This window comes from Pedobacter aquae (assembly GCF_008195825.1).
Classification (GTDB): Bacteria; Bacteroidota; Bacteroidia; order Sphingobacteriales; family Sphingobacteriaceae; genus Pseudopedobacter; species Pseudopedobacter aquae.
Genome location: NZ_CP043329.1, coordinates 1,733,570 through 1,749,141 on the forward strand (window position 1 = coordinate 1,733,570; position 15,572 = coordinate 1,749,141).

Sequence of the window (15,572 nt, forward strand, 5' to 3'; positions counted from 1 at the left end):
GGTGTAAATTTAAAATTTTGCAATAATCTTAAAATTTAGCTGTCTAGATGTTAAAAAATTAGGAATTGCGTAACGGTTATTATTCACATCTGTTAACCATAAGTAAGAAACTGTATTATTGATATTGAGTAAGTTAAATACCTCTGCATAAACGATGAAAGAATTGAAATAGGTATCAAACCATTTAAATCTTTTAATACTTTCTTTATCTAAAATATCCTTAGAAAAACCTATGTCTACCCTTCTGTATGGTGGTATGGTAAAATTTGTGGTAAAATTATTGGTTCTTGGTGGCCAGCTTGGTAATCTGGAACCATAAAGTAAGCTTAAATGTACTTTATAAGTTGGGCTGTTGAATAGCCTATCCTGAAAAAATATAGAGAAATTTACGCGTTGATCTGTTGGTCTTTTGATAAAGCCCGGAAAAACAACTTGCTGATTTCCATTGGCATCTGTTTTGGTGAAAGAATCGCCATTGATATCCTCTTCTGTTTTCATTAAAGAAAGTCTAAAAGAGGATTCTAAATCTCTCACAAACTCGCCGCTGATTGAGAAATCTAAGCCCGCAGCATAACCTTTTGAGGTTAAACCGGCATTGTATCTTACGCGAAGATTTTCTAATTCGTATGGGGTAAGCTGCAATAAAGCTTTATAATACACCTCGGTATTAAACCTCAGATTGGTTCCCATAGACTTAAATTTATAATCTGAAGAAGCTATAAAATGTAAAGATTTTTGAGATTTAACATCGGGATTTATCTGACCATTAAAACCTCTTAACTCCCTGTAAAAGGGCGTTTGAGCATAATAACCACTGGCAAACCTATAAAGGATGTCTTTTTCTTTTTTAGGGTTATAAGTTAACACTAACCTTGGGCTAGGTAATAACTCTTTAGTAAAACTGTTATAATTAAACCTTAAGCCACTTGCTAAAGTAAAATGCGCACCAATATCAGAGGTATTTAAGATATAACCAGAAATTCTGTTGGTAGTTAAGGTATTACTTGCGTTACGATAGTCTAATATCGGAAAGCCATTTGCCTGATTATTGGGTAAGGTATAGCCGGCAGAATCTAAGTAATTGAATTCTAAAAGTTCATCCTTAATAAAATCTTGCTGAAATCTTAAACTGGTTTCCCAATGCGAATTGTTTTTAGAAAAATAGTATTTAATATCACTAGCTATAACACGGGCATCCATTTGGTTTCTGCCATAATCTTGAAAGGCACCTATACCGCGGTTTGCTACCACGTTACCAAAGCCTCCTCCTAAAAAATCAGTTTCTACTTCATCAAATAAATAAGAACCAGTTATATCAAAATTTTCTCTTTCAGACATGATAAAAGCAGAGTTTATCCATTTTAACTTAGCTTTATCATTAAGCTTATAATTAAAAGTAAGTGCCCCAACCAGATTGGTATATTGGTCTATTTCCTGACCTTCGTAGTTTACCCTTAACCTTAAAGTTTGCTGTAAAGTACCAAAAGTAGTTTCTCTAGATTGTGGAAATAAACTAAACTCGCTGCTGTTGGCAATACCTAAAAACTCTACATTTAAACGCGTACTTGCTTTATAGTTGATGAGGGTTTGCAAATCATAAAAACGTGGATCATAACTTCCCCTAACAGGCTGGGCATTAAGTACAAACCTATTTCTCTTATTTCTAAAACTAACCGCTACATTAAACTTTTTCTGCGCAAAAAAAGTACTTGCAGATACGCCATTGGTACCTACGCTAATCACACTTGCAGCCGTATCTCTTGTTTTATAATTTACGTCTAAAACGGATGATAATTTATCACCATATCTAGCAGAGAAACCTCCTGCGGAAAATTTTACATTAGCTATTAAATCTGGATTAATTAAGCTTAAACCTTCTTGTTGGCCATTTCTAACCAGATAAGGTTTAAAAATTTCTACATCATTGATATAAATGAGGTTTTCATCAAAATTACCCCCACGTACAGAGTATTGCGAGCTTAATTCATTATTGGTAGAAACGCCGGGTAATTGTTTTAACATGGCCTCAAAACTTTGGGCTACATTTGGCGAAAGCTCAAAATTACGGGCATTAATGCTGGTCATCCCTTCTACCCTAGCGCTTTGGTCGTTCACTACAACAAGATCTAGCATTTGCTTATCTTTTACCAAAACAACGTTAAGAACCGTATTTTTATCTAATTTAAGATAAGAAACATTTGGATTATATCCTGATAATGAAAAAGTTAAGGTATAAGTTCCGGGTTTTAGATTGATGGTATATTCTCCTTTAATGTTAGATACCTTTTTGATATCTGCATCTTTTACGCTAATCTCTACACCGCTTAAAGATTCTGATTGTGCATTACTTATTTTTCCAGAAAGCCTTAAGGTTTGCTGTGCAAAGACATTTACAGAAAACCCTAAAAGTATAGCTAGAAGAAAACTACGCATGGAAAGTATCAGGAGATATATGCTTTAATTCTGCTATAGCATGTAATGGATCTTCGGCTGCAAAAATAGCATTACCTGCTACCAGAACATTGGCACCAGCCTTTAATAAGGCTAAAGAGTTGTGATTGCTTACGCCACCATCTACCTCTATGTATAAGTCAGGATTTTTCTCATCGGCCATAGCCCTTAACTGCTGTATTTTATGATAACTGTTAGCAATAAATTTTTGTCCGCCAAAACCCGGATTAACCGTCATGATTAAAGCTAAATCTAATTCCTCAATGACATTCTCAAGCAAAGAAACTGGCGTATGTGGATTGATAGCAACACCCGCTTTACAACCCAATTCTTTAATTTTATGGATGGTTCTATCCAGATGATCACAAGCTTCATAATGTACAGTAATCACATTGGCGCCTGCTTTTTGAAAATCTTCCAGATAACGGTCTGGATTGGTAATCATCAAATGCACATCTAAAGGTTTTAATGCATAGTTTTTAACCGCTGCAATAACTGGGAAACCGAAAGAAATATTGGGCACAAAAACGCCATCCATAACATCTACATGTATCCAATCTGCATCGCTATTGTTAAGCATTAAGATGTCTTGTTTTAGATGAGCAAAATCTGCTGATAAAATAGATGGTGCAATTAAATGATTCATGATTCAAATATAATAAATATGCTTTCTTATAAAACTTTAATCATGAGCTAAACGTATTTATAAAAGGAAAAAACATCCAATCATGAAATATCTTGCTATCACCCTTAGCTTTCTTTTTTCACCCTTCTTGCTTAAAGCACAAAGCTTCAAGACAGATAAATTATCAGTACATTTTTTTGCCGCCGCCCCTGTTGCAGATATTGATGCCCTTACAAATTCTGCAAATGCCATTTTAGATATAAAACGTAAAGAAATAAAAGTGAACATACCTATAAGCGCTTTCAGTTTTAAGAAAGCTTTAATGCAACAGCACTTTAATGAAAAATATATAGAAAGCGACAAATATCCCTCAGCAAGCTTCAAAGGTAATTTTAAAGATGATTTAACCCATAAACCTGACGGAACCTATCTTATTTACGTAGAAGGTAAATTTAACCTTCATGGCGTAGATGTTCTGCAGGTTATTCCATGCAAAATTACCATTCAAAAAAATGTACTAACTGTAAATAGTAGCTTCGTATTAAATACCAAAGATTTTAAAATTGAACCACCTAAAATCTTAACCAAACCTATTGGTGAGAAAATAGAAGTTACAGTTAACGGAAATTTAAATAAAGCTATAAACTAGTTTAGCTTAATTTAAAACCCTTTTTTAAATCTCTGCCTCTTAATTGATTTGCTTCTTGGTCATTAGTAAATAATTCCTTTTCGGGATTCCATTTAAGAGGTCTTTTTAGCTCATAAGCGATATTGGCGATATTACAAACACTTGCCGTTCTATGTCCAATTTCAACATCACAAATAGGTTTACTTCTATTTTTAATGGCCTCTAAGAAATCTTGATAATGATTGGTACTATGATAAATACCTAGGCTTTTGGCATCAATTACCGTATTTTGCAAAGAAGCAGGATTCACTTCTAATTTTTTTCGCTGCACCATAATGCTACCTTCTTTACCATTAAACTGAATGGCATTACCTATTCCGAAGTTTTCATGCGTCATTTTTAACCCATTGGCATACTCAAAGGTTAAAAATTTATGATTTTCATCTGGTGGAGTTACAGCTACAGGTCCGCTATGATCCATATTTAAAGCCCATTGTACAATATCAAACATGTGCGCACCCCAATCTGAAACCATACCGCCTCCAAACTCTTTATAATCTCTCCATTTTGCCCAAAAAGAGTTGATATCTGGATTTAATTTATCATTGAAATGGCTATAATTTTTATTAGGTCCTAACCATTTCTCCCAATTTAAATCTGCTGGTACTTCTTCTTTAGGTAAATTATAAGCTAGTGGTGGCGGACCAACACTTACTTTAATGTTATCAAGTTCGCCAATATAACCTCCTCTAATTAAAGCAACTGCCTGTCTAAACTCGTCCCAAGAACGCTGCATGCTTCCTGTTTGAAAAACACGATTGTATTTTCGGGTTGCATTAACCATGGCTCTTCCCTCTTCAATAGTGAGCGATAATGGTTTTTCGCAATAAATATCTTTACCTGCTTTAGCTGCTGCAACTGCTTGTACAGCATGCCAATGGTCTGGGGTGATGATGACTACAGCATCAATATCTTTTCTTTCAAGGATTTGCTGGTAATCTTCATAAACATCGCAGCCTTTATATTGGCTTGCACCCTTTTTATCAGCATAAAACTTATTTGTTTCTTGTGCAAAAAAATCAAGTTTTCTTTTGTAAACATCACTTGCCGCTACGATTTGTGCTTGTTCCTGACCAGCGAATGCTCGTCTCAATGTAATCGATTGCTTTCCGGTACCAATAAAACCTAAATTAATCTTATCACTGGGTGCTACAAATCCTTTACCTAATACAAAACGAGGCACAATCATAAAGGCTGATAAGGTAGCTGCGCTGGCTAGAAACTTACGTCTAGAAACGTTTGAAACTTCTTTTTCTTGATCTTTCATTTAATCTTTTTTTAGGTTTGATGATGCTGATATCAATGATGAAGCTTCGCTTTTTTGATATTTATAGTCATCAAACGTAATGGTTTAATAATGGCTGATGTCTAATATATAAATTATTAAAATAAATTCAACCCACTTATTACAAGATTATTAAAATAAAAAAACCCGCTCTATTAAAACAGAGCGGGTAAAAAATCAAAAAAAATATATTTTTATTAAGCCTGCGGCGCTTCTTCTGCTGGTGCAGCGTCTGGCTTAGGCGGACGAGGTAATAAAGCTTTTCTAGAAAGTTTTAATTTACCTTGCTTATCAATGTCTAGTAATTTAACCCTTACTTCATCTCCTACTTGGAAAATTCCGTCCATAGTTTCGTAACGTTTCCAATCAATCTCAGAAATGTGCAATAAGCCATCTTTACCTGGCATAATTTCTACGAAAGCACCAAATGGCATAATAGACTTCACTTTCCCTTCGTAAACTTCACCAACTTCTGGCTTAGCTACGATGTTTTTGATTCTTCTAACGGCTTGGTCTATAGCGTCTTTATTATCAGCAAAAATCTGGATAACCCCTTTATTGTCTTTTTCTTCAATAGAGATGGTAGCACCAGTTTCACGTTGCATTTCTTGGATGATTTTACCACCGGGACCAATTACAGCGCCAATAAACTCTTTGTCTATCGTCATGCTGATGATACGTGGAGCATGTGGTTTAAAATCTTCACGAGGAGCAGACATGGTTTTTTCCATCTCGCCAAGGATATGTAAACGACCTTCTTTAGCTTGGTTTAACGCTTCTGTTAAAACCTCATAAGATAAACCATTAACTTTTAAATCCATTTGGCAAGCGGTAATACCATTTCTTGAACCTGTAACTTTAAAGTCCATATCTCCTAAGTGATCTTCATCTCCTAAGATATCAGATAAGATAGCGTATTTACCAGTTTTATCATCAGAAATTAAACCCATAGCGATACCAGAAACTGGTGCTTTAAGTTTAATACCAGCATCCATTAAGGCTAAAGTACCAGCACAAACAGTTGCCATTGAAGAAGAACCATTAGATTCTAAAATATCAGAAACTACACGGATGGTGTAAGGATTTTCCTCATCACCAGGTAATACTTTCTTAATAGCCCTCATGGCTAAGTTACCATGACCAATTTCTCTTCTACCTACACCACGGTTAGGACGAGCCTCACCTGTAGAGAAAGCAGGGAAATTATAGTGTAATAAGAATTTGTTATAACCGTTGATGAAAGCACCATCAATTAACTGCTCATCATCTTTAGCACCTAAAGTAACGGTAGTTAAAGATTGTGTTTCGCCACGTGTAAATACAGCCGAACCATGAGCAGAAGGCAAATAACCAACTTCGCTCCAGATAGGACGAATTTGTTTTGTATGACGTCCGTCTAAACGGATACCTTCATTCAATAATAAAGCTCTTACAGCATCATACTGAACATCATGGAAATATTTCTTAGCTAAAAACTTAGTAGTTTCTGTAGCATCTTCACCTAAAGCTGCTAAAACTTCGTCTTGTAATGCCTTAAAAGCAGCAGAACGATCGTCTTTACCTGCACCAGATTTTGCTACAGCATAAACTTTATCATAAGTATCAGCAGTAATTTTAGCTTTTAAGTCTAAGTCGCTATTCTCGTGAGAATAAGTTCTTTTTACAGTTTTACCAACTAGCTCTCCCAACTCTACCTGAGCCTGAACTTGAACTTTAATAGCAGCATGTGCAAATTGTATCGCTTCTACCAATTCAGCTTCCTGAATTTCGTCTGCTTCACCTTCTACCATGTTAATATCCTGAGCAGAACCGGCAACAATAAATTCTAAAGTTGCTCTTTCTAAATCAGAACGAGAAGGATTAATAACCAATTCGCCATCAATTTTAGCTACACGAACTTCTGAAATTGGGCCATTGAAAGGGATATCAGAAACTGCAAGAGCTGCAGAAGCTGCTAAACCTACCAATGCATCAGGCATGATATTTTTGTCTGATGAAATTAAGGAAATCATTACCTGCGTATCTGCATGGTAATCTTCAGGGAATAATGGGCGTAAAGCTCTGTCTACCAATCTAGAAATTAAAACTTCATAATCAGATAATCTAGCCTCGCGACGTAAAAAACCTCCAGGGATACGACCAGCTGCCGCATATTTCTCCTGGTAATCAACGGATAAAGGAAGGAAGTCGACACCTTCTTTTGCATCTTTATTTGAAACAACAGTGGCTAAAAGCATGGTATCACCTTGTTTCACGACTACTGAACCATCAGCTTGTTTAGCTAATTTACCAGTTTCGATCTCAATGATACGGCCGTCGCCTAAATCAATCGACTTTTTAAAAACATTTAAACTCATATGTATTATTTAATCGGCACAAAAATAGTCTTTTATATCTGTTATTCAGTGAGGTGTAAGTTTTTTTTATGTTACAAGATGTTATTTCAATTTTCAGAATCTGTTATACTCTTTTAATATTCATCAGGTTAATCCTATTTGAGGGTTAATCTTGCTTTTTCAGACTCTACTGTTATCCTATCAGGATGACTCAGGTTGCCGCACATATCTTTCTCAAGTATTTTCATGGCAACCAAATTATAAACACATGAAAAAAACTTTACTTTCTTTAGGACGACTTGTCCTTTTATCTTCTTTAACTATACTACCTTTTATATCTCAGGCTCAGGTTGAGGGAGAATTTAGGACAAGATCTACTTACAATGCTAGTTATACAAGCACTTCTGGTTGGCAAATATTTAATGCTGCAACAGGCTGGACAAATACATCAAGCGTACCTGGAACTGGATCTATAGTTACCATTAGAGATGGAGTTGTAATGACTTCTAACTTTGGTTCTACTAACATTTCAACCACTCCCCCAGGTATCTTAGGGAGTATTTTAAATATTGGGGAAGGTAATGCGGCAGCTATTACTTCTACTATTGATGGTGCTGGAGCTGTTACAGGTTTAACTATAGTAAATCCTGGTCGTTTATCTAGCAAGCCTAACACAAGCGCTACAGCTCACTCAGGCTTAGTTTTTGCCGGCTCCACACCTACAACCCCAGCCGCAGCAATAATAACAAGTTATACCATAACAGGGTCAGCTATTAATTTCGGAGGTAGCGGTTATACTAATGCAACAACGGTCACCTTTGCTCCACCAGCTGCAATTGCAGGGCAACAAACTTCTGCATCTCCACTAGTAACTGCTACTGGGGAAGCTATAATTTCAGGAGGAGTTATTACTGGCATTAACATTACTAATCCAGGTTCGGGATATACAAATTTCCCCGCCATTACAATAACTGATACTGGTGGTGGAACAGGAGCATCTTTTAGCGCTCAATTAGGTGTACAAGAAGTGTTTATTTCTACTGCAGGCTCTGGTTATGCTACAGCACCAGAAGTTATTGCGGGCAGTTCCTTTATGGTAGGTGGTGGTTCAAATAGATTTTTATTGGTTGAGAATCAATTAAATTTTAGAGCAGGTGCAAAATCTATAACTAATAATCCAGTAGGCACATCTCAAACACTATTTATAGGTGGAAATTTAACAGCTGTTACACCTATCAGTTTTAGAACTGTGAATGCAACTTTTACAGGCAATACCAATGTTACTTTCAATAAAGCGGGTACTTCTACTGCAACTGGAAATTTTACTTTTAATAATTTAAGCGTAAGTGCTAATACAACTGTTAATGTGGTAGGCAGCTATACTGTTCTAGGTACCACCAATTTAAATGGAAGCGGAGTATTACCTGTAGATTTAATTTCTTTCGATGCTAAAAAAGAGATCAATAAAGTAAATATTAATTGGCTTACTGCTTCTGAAGTTAATAATGATAAGTTTGAGATTTTAAAATCAAGCAACGGTAAGGACTTTACCTTATTAGCTACTGTTAAAGCTAAAGGGGCTTCTAGTTATACTGTTGTAGATAATTTCCCTTTTAATGGTAGCAACTATTATAAATTATTGCAATATGATTTAAATGGCAAAGTAAATGAAAAAGGGATAAAAGCTGTTAATTTTGATTTAGGAAATCAAAAAGATGCTTCAACAATTTATCCTAACCCAATTGCAGCATCTGGTACAGCTACAATTAAATTTAGAACAGATTTAAAGCCTAAAAAATTAAGTTTAATATCCTCTCAAGGTCAGGTTGTTTATGCTGAAACGCTTAAGCAAGAAAGCGGAGCATCTACATCATTGCAATTAAAAGACCAGCTAACACCTGGTGTTTATTTCTTAAATATGGAGGGAGATTTTTCAAAAGAAGTTTTAAAATTAATCGTACAATAACTACGGATAAATAAAAGCTATAAACAAGTAGAGGCTGTCTCAAAAATAGTATCTGTCACATTGAGCGGAGTCGAAATGTTCTCTGATATGCTTAGAAAAGGCTTCGGCTCCGCTCAGCCTGACACGAAATGGTAATTTGAGACAGCCTCTACTTGTTTATTAAAAACGCTCTTAATTATGCGTAATTTGTCTTACAGTTATACTTTGCGTTGAAGAACCAGTAACGTAAACCGTATAAATTCTACCTTCAGCAAAAGAGCTTAAATCAAAACTACCTAAGTTTTGAGTGCCTCCAGCAGCATAAACTTGTAAAGAAAGTATTCCGGGTTCTATATTCATAAAGTTACTCGCATTATCTTTAGCTAAATTGGCTGCTAAATTAGCACCTGAAGAACGTCTGATATCGACATTTGCAGGAGCTGCATCACTTAAATGAACAAATCTTACTTTTGCTTGTCCGCCAGAAGGGGCAGCTAAATCATCCTTATAAAGTTTAACTCTGGCTTGTTGCCCATCCCCTGCTAAGAAAGCCGTATATGAACTCCCATTATCAACATCAAATCTTCCACTTGCGTAGGCTGTGCTAGCGCCTTCATTTCTAAATTCTAATTGCAGATTATTTCCAGAATTTGTGGTGATGTAATCAGAAGAATTGTTAAAGGCTAAATCGCCTTGAACGATAGCGCTATTGGCTAAAAATACACTCTGTGGTGTTGAAGTAGAAGAAGCATTAACCACTTTAATTCTTGCTGAACCGGTTTCATCTACATCGTCTTTTTTACAAGAAGTAAAACCTGCGGCAACTGCTAAAAGCAATGCTCCGCTTAAAATCTGTTTTAAAAAATTGTTCTTTTTCATGTTCGTTAATTTATTTGTTACAAAGCATTGCCAAACAAATAACGAACCCCTATTCAAATTAAGACTTGATATTAACCTAAGGATGAATGTTTAAATTGATAATTAGCTTAATGATTAGTGTTATAGAAATTTAAGCTAAGCTAAAAAACAGGTGTTTCCTTTTTTAGACAACTACAACCAAGTTATAAGTTTTTGATAAAGTTCTATAGGCTTAAAAGGTTTAGATAAATAATCGTTCATACCTGCCGCTTGTATATCTGCTAATAAATTTTCTGAAACCGTTGCCGTAAAAGCTAAGATAGGAATTTGCGATTTTCGGCTATCTTGCATCGCTCTTATATGCTTTGCCGTTGCATAGCCATCTAGCTCTGGCATGTATAAATCCATCAAAACAATATCAAAACTGTCTTCTCTAAGCTTTTCTAAAGCTTCTCTTCCATTTTCTGCAAATACTGGCGTATTATTCCATTTATTTAAAACCTTTTGTAAAAGTAACCTATTCATGACATGATCTTCTGCTACAAGAATCCTGATTTCACTTAAATCTTTATCTAGCAAATCAAGCTCTATGCTCAAATCATCAGTACTTTGGTCTATCAATAAGTTTAAATTAAAATAAAAATTAGAGCCTTTATAGGGTATACTTTCTAAATGTATATCGCTATCAAAAAGGCTGAGTAATTTTCTTACAATGGCAAGGCCTAGTCCTGTTCCTCCATAATTTCTAGAAATACTTGTGGTTGCTTGCCTAAACGGTTCAAAAACCACTTGCTGTTGTTCTTTACTGATTCCAATTCCTGTATCCGCTACAGAAAAAACAACGCCAATTTGCTCAGTATCCTGATGAACTACTTTAAGACTAACAGTGACGCTACCTTTTGCAGTAAATTTAAGTGCATTTCCAATTAAGTTATATAAGATTTGTGTTATTCTGGTAGCGTCTGATAGTACAGGCAAGTTCTGTAATTGCTCATCTATAGAAACCTTTAAATCTATATGCTTTTGCTCAAACTGAAACTTCATGGTAGAACAAACATCACTTACCAATTCGTAGAGGTTGACTTTTTGTAGGTCAAGATTGAGTTTATCCGAGCTTAATTTATTAAAGTCTAAAATATCATTAATTAAGGCATGTAGGCTCATGGAAGAAAATTTCAAAATTCGAAGATTTTCTTCGTTGTCATCACTCTTAGGGTTAGCCAAGAATAAATCTGTTATACCAATAACTGCATTAAGTGGAGTTCTTAGTTCATGAGACATGGCAGATAAAAAGTCTGATTTAGATTGTGCTGCTTGATTGGCCTCTTTTGCCGTAATCTCTAACTTTCTATTGAGTTCTATTTGTTTGGCAATATTAGCCGAAAATGCCTGATTGAAAAAATAATGAGCTACAATAACAGTGAGGAAATTTAAAGCCACCAAAATTTCATAGCCTGGAGAAGCTAAAGGAGCAGAAACGTATTCATTTAAGACCCATTTAATATCATAAACCAGATTAATCATGATGGGTAGACAAGCTAATATAGAAGCTATAATAGCTACTCTAGAGCCTATCAAATAAAAACTGCTCATGATAAGCATAAAAGTAAACTGTATGGCTACCAAATTTAAGCTCCCAGATACCATCAATACATTAGACCAAATAACGATTAAGCCCATCCAAACCATCATATGACTTATTCTAGATAAACTAGTTTTTCTGGATAGTAGCAGTTTAAGAAGTAAAAAATAAATAATACCAAAAAAAACAGACCTGTTTAACTGAAAATCTTGTTGATAATACCAAGCGGTAAAGAGTACCACAAGTACCTTACTTAAAGATAGTACGAGTAAGGAAAATAAAATTTTTATTTTAACTCTTTCTAAGGAATCTGATTCCGTAGATAGTAGTTTTTTTAAGGACAGGTTTAAAATTGAGAGATTGTTCATGAGCGCTACCCACGAATATAAGTATTTCTCAAATTAAGAAAATAACATTTTAGAAATATAGTTAATCATTTAACTAAAAAGCGAGAGCGAAAATTTCATTCCAAAAAAAAGAAACCAAATAAATTTGATTCCTTTTTCTTTAATCCCTAAAACGTGATCTTTTTTTATTTTACTGTATCAACAATAGCTTTGAAAGCTTCTGGATGATTCATTGCTAAATCAGCTAAAACTTTTCTGTTTAAACCTATGTTTTTTGCAGCTAATTTCCCAATTAATTGAGAATAAGAGATACCGTACTGACGGGCTCCAGCGTTGATACGCTGAATCCATAAAGCTCTGAACTCTCTCTTTTTAACTTTTCTGTCGCGGAAAGCATATTGCAAACCTTTTTCAACAGTATTCTTCGCAACGGTGTAAACCTTGCTTCTTGAACCCCAGTAGCCTTTGGCTAAACCTAAGATTTTTTTCTTCTTCTTCTTGACGCTACTGCGTTAACCGAACGTGGCATATTTTAAATGATTTTGATAAACGGCGATTCGTGTCTCAGAATTCTTACTACCGGATACCTGGTTAATAAATTAATTACTTTCCGATACAAAGCATACGTTTAACATTTCCCATATCTCCATCATTTACATATGTAGTTTGAGTTAAGTTACGTTTTTGCTTTGTAGTCTTCTTAGTTAAGATGTGACTTTTGTAAGCACTCTTTCTTTTGATTTTACCTGTTCCAGTAAGCGAAAAACGCTTTTTTGCACTAGAATTGGTTTTCATTTTTGGCATAATTATGCTTTTTAATTTAACCTGTGGATATTTATTTTTTTAACGTTTTAGGCGCAACTGTTAAGAACATTCTCTTCCCTTCTAATTTAGGAAGTAGTTCTACTTTTCCACAATCTTCTAAAGCCTGAGCAAATTTCAATAATAAAATTTCTCCCTGCTCTTTGTAAACTATAGCTCTACCTTTAAAGTGAACGTAAGCTCTTACTTTTTCACCAGCTTCTAAAAAGCTAACGGCATGCTTTAATTTAAATTGAAAATCATGATCACTGGTATTAGGACCGAAACGAATCTCCTTAATAACAGTTTGTTTTGCATTTGCTTTGATTTCTTTAAGTTTCTTCTTTTGCTCGTAAACAAACTTATTGTAATCAACAATTTTACATACTGGCGGATTTGCATTAGGTGAAATCTCAACTAAGTCGAGTTCCAACTCTTCTGCCATCTGCAATGCTTTTTCTATAGGGTACACGCCCTGTTCAATATCCTCGCCTACTACCCTAACTTCCCTGGCTCTAATACGTCTGTTGATATTATGAGCCGGCTCTGTGGTTCTTCTGCTTCTGTTATTCGGATTCAATTTTGGTCTAATAATAGTCCTCCAGTTATTTATTTAAATAATGATTTCTTGTTGAAGATGATTTTGGAACTCTTCTAAAGTCATACTTCCTTTATCTCCCTCGCCATGCTTACGTACAGAAACCATGCCTTCTTGCATTTCTTTCTCACCTATAATAAGCATATAAGGTAGTTTTTTGATTTCAGCATCCCTAATCTTCCTTCCAATTTTCTCATCCCGCAAATCAATCAAACCGCGAATATCGGAATTATTTAAAGATTCTAAAACTTTTTTACCATAATCTTCAAATTTTTCTGAAATAGGCAAAACTATAAATTGCTCTGGTGTAAGCCATAATGGGAAGTTTCCGGCACAGTGTTCTATCAAAACAGCCACAAACCTTTCTAATGAGCCAAAAGGTGCTCTGTGAATCATCACTGGGCGGTGTTTTTGATTGTCGCTTCCGGTATACTCTAACTCAAACCTTTCAGGTAAATTATAATCTACCTGTATGGTTCCTAGCTGCCATTTTCTACCCAAAGCATCTTTCACCATAAAGTCTAGTTTTGGTCCATAAAATGCAGCCTCGCCTAGCTCTACCACGGTTGGTAAGCCTTTTTCTTCCGCAGCCTCAATAATAGCTTGCTCTGCCAAGTGCCAATTTTCATCAGAACCTATGTACTTGGTTTTATTTTCTGGATCTCTTAAAGATACCTGTGCGGTATAATTCTCAAAACCCAAAGCTTTAAAAACATATAAAACTAAGTCGATAACCTTTTTAAACTCTTCTTTAACCTGGTCTGGTCTGCAAAATAAGTGCGCATCATCTTGTGTAAAGCCCCTTACCCTAGTTAAACCATGTAACTCGCCGCTTTGCTCATAACGATAAACGGTTCCAAACTCGGCCAATCTTACTGGTAAATCTTTGTAAGATCTAGGTTTAGATTTATAAATTTCGCAATGGTGTGGGCAGTTCATCGGTTTCAAGAAGAACTCTTCACCCTCTTGTGGGGTTTTGATGGGCTGGAAAGAATCTGCCCCGTATTTATCATAATGCCCAGAGGTTATGTATAAGTTTTTATGCCCAATATGTGGGGTAATCACTTGGTCATACCCTGCTTTTTGCTGCGCCTTTTGCAAGAAATTAACCAATCTTTCTCTTAAAGCAGTTCCTTTTGGCAACCATAATGGTAAGCCCATCCCTACTTTTTCTGAGAAAGTAAACAGCTCTAATTCCTTACCTAACTTACGGTGATCTCTTTTCTTGGCTTCCTCAATCATATGCAGATACTCGGTAAGCTCGCTTTGCTTAGGAAAAGTTACGCCATAAATACGGGTTAGCTGCTTTCTGCTTTCATCACCTCTCCAATAAGCGCCTGCAACGTTCATCAGCTTTACAGCTTTGATGAAACCGGTATTAGGTATGTGTGGACCACGACATAAATCGGTAAAATTACCCTGTGTATAGAAAGTGATTTTACCATCCTCAAGGTCTTTGATTAAATCTAATTTATATTCATCGCCTTTTTCTTCAAAATACTTTAAAGCATCTGCTTTAGAAACAGCTGTTCTGCTATACTCCGACTTTGTTTTGGCAAGTTCAATAATTTTATCTTCTATTTTCTTAAAGTCGTCAGAAGAAATCTGATGATCTCCGAAATCAACATCATAATAAAAACCTGTTTCTATAGCCGGGCCAATACCAAATTTTGTTCCTGGATATAAAGCTTCTAAGGCCTCTGCCAACAAGTGAGCAGATGAATGCCAAAAGGTAGATTTTCCATCAGTATCATTCCAGGTTAATAATTTAAGAGACGCATCTTGCTCGATAGGTCTTGAAGCATCCCAAACTTCGCCGTCTACCACGGCAGCTAATACATTTCTGGCTAAGCCTTCTGAAATAGATAAGGCAATTTGATGAGCACTGGTTCCTTTTTCATATTCCCTTACAGAACCATCGGGAAGTGTAATTTTAATCATGTACAACTATGATTGATGTTTGTTAAAAATAATATGCAAAACACTTATACAATGAAGTGTTATAAGGCCGGCAAAATTATTGTTTTTTATTGATAAAAGATTGATTTTTTTGAGG

11 protein-coding genes and 1 pseudogene are annotated in these 15,572 nt (G+C 35.4%); 2 read left to right on the forward strand and 10 right to left on the reverse strand.

The window, feature by feature from the left end; all coding sequences use genetic code 11:
- Positions 1-9 precede the first annotated feature (9 nt).
- Both FYC62_RS07535 and rpe read right to left on the reverse strand, forming a co-directional pair.
- Positions 10-2,433, reverse strand: coding sequence for a TonB-dependent receptor (locus tag FYC62_RS07535; RefSeq protein WP_149074514.1), 2,424 nt, complete (start codon positions 2,431-2,433; stop codon positions 10-12).
- On the reverse strand, positions 2,426-3,097 hold the full coding sequence (rpe, locus tag FYC62_RS07540; RefSeq protein WP_039450561.1) for a ribulose-phosphate 3-epimerase: 672 nt from the start codon (positions 3,095-3,097) through the stop codon (positions 2,426-2,428). The genes FYC62_RS07535 and rpe overlap by 8 nt, the downstream gene beginning before the upstream one ends.
- An 82-nt stretch (positions 3,098-3,179) precedes the next feature.
- Between rpe and FYC62_RS07545 the strand changes: the two genes are divergently transcribed.
- Positions 3,180-3,725 carry a YceI family protein gene (locus tag FYC62_RS07545; protein ID WP_052176840.1) on the forward strand — a complete coding sequence of 182 codons (546 nt, stop codon included), beginning with the start codon at positions 3,180-3,182 and terminating at the stop codon, positions 3,723-3,725.
- 1 nt (position 3,726) lies between these two features.
- On the opposite strand, the gene FYC62_RS07550 is transcribed toward FYC62_RS07545, so the two are convergent.
- Both FYC62_RS07550 and pnp read right to left on the reverse strand, forming a co-directional pair.
- Positions 3,727-5,031 carry a Gfo/Idh/MocA family protein gene (locus FYC62_RS07550; protein ID WP_149074515.1) on the reverse strand — a complete coding sequence of 435 codons (1,305 nt, stop codon included), beginning with the start codon at positions 5,029-5,031 and terminating at the stop codon, positions 3,727-3,729.
- 215 nt (positions 5,032-5,246) lie between these two features.
- Positions 5,247-7,406 (reverse strand): polyribonucleotide nucleotidyltransferase, encoded by a 2,160-nt coding sequence (gene pnp, locus FYC62_RS07555; RefSeq protein ID WP_149074516.1) that lies wholly within the window; start codon positions 7,404-7,406, stop codon positions 5,247-5,249.
- A gap of 247 nt (positions 7,407-7,653) precedes the next feature.
- Between pnp and FYC62_RS07560 the strand changes: the two genes are divergently transcribed.
- Complete coding sequence (locus FYC62_RS07560; RefSeq protein ID WP_149074517.1) at positions 7,654-9,351, forward strand: T9SS type A sorting domain-containing protein; 1,698 nt, start codon at positions 7,654-7,656, stop codon at positions 9,349-9,351.
- A 171-nt stretch (positions 9,352-9,522) separates the two neighbouring features.
- Here FYC62_RS07560 and FYC62_RS07565 read toward each other — a convergent pair whose 3' ends face one another.
- The 6 genes and pseudogenes from FYC62_RS07565 to thrS form a co-directional block, all read right to left on the reverse strand.
- Complete coding sequence (locus tag FYC62_RS07565; RefSeq protein WP_039450552.1) at positions 9,523-10,209, reverse strand: DUF4397 domain-containing protein; 687 nt, start codon at positions 10,207-10,209, stop codon at positions 9,523-9,525.
- A 171-nt stretch (positions 10,210-10,380) separates the two neighbouring features.
- Positions 10,381-12,012, reverse strand: coding sequence for an ATP-binding protein (locus FYC62_RS07570; RefSeq protein WP_168199409.1), 1,632 nt, complete (start codon positions 12,010-12,012; stop codon positions 10,381-10,383).
- 290 nt (positions 12,013-12,302) lie between these two features.
- Positions 12,303-12,646: pseudogene (gene rplT / locus FYC62_RS07575) on the reverse strand (50S ribosomal protein L20).
- Positions 12,647-12,720: 74 nt separating this feature from the next.
- Positions 12,721-12,921: a 50S ribosomal protein L35 gene (gene rpmI, locus FYC62_RS07580; protein WP_081987616.1), complete on the reverse strand. Its 201-nt coding sequence runs from the start codon at positions 12,919-12,921 to the stop codon at positions 12,721-12,723.
- Between the two features lie 31 nt (positions 12,922-12,952).
- A complete protein-coding gene (gene infC, locus FYC62_RS07585) occupies positions 12,953-13,498 on the reverse strand; it encodes a translation initiation factor IF-3 (RefSeq protein ID WP_039450546.1) in 546 nt (181 codons plus the stop codon).
- Positions 13,499-13,531: 33 nt separating this feature from the next.
- Entirely contained in the window at positions 13,532-15,457 is a 1,926-nt protein-coding gene (thrS, locus tag FYC62_RS07590) for a threonine--tRNA ligase (protein WP_149074520.1), read from the reverse strand.
- Positions 15,458-15,572: the final 115 nt, after the last annotated feature.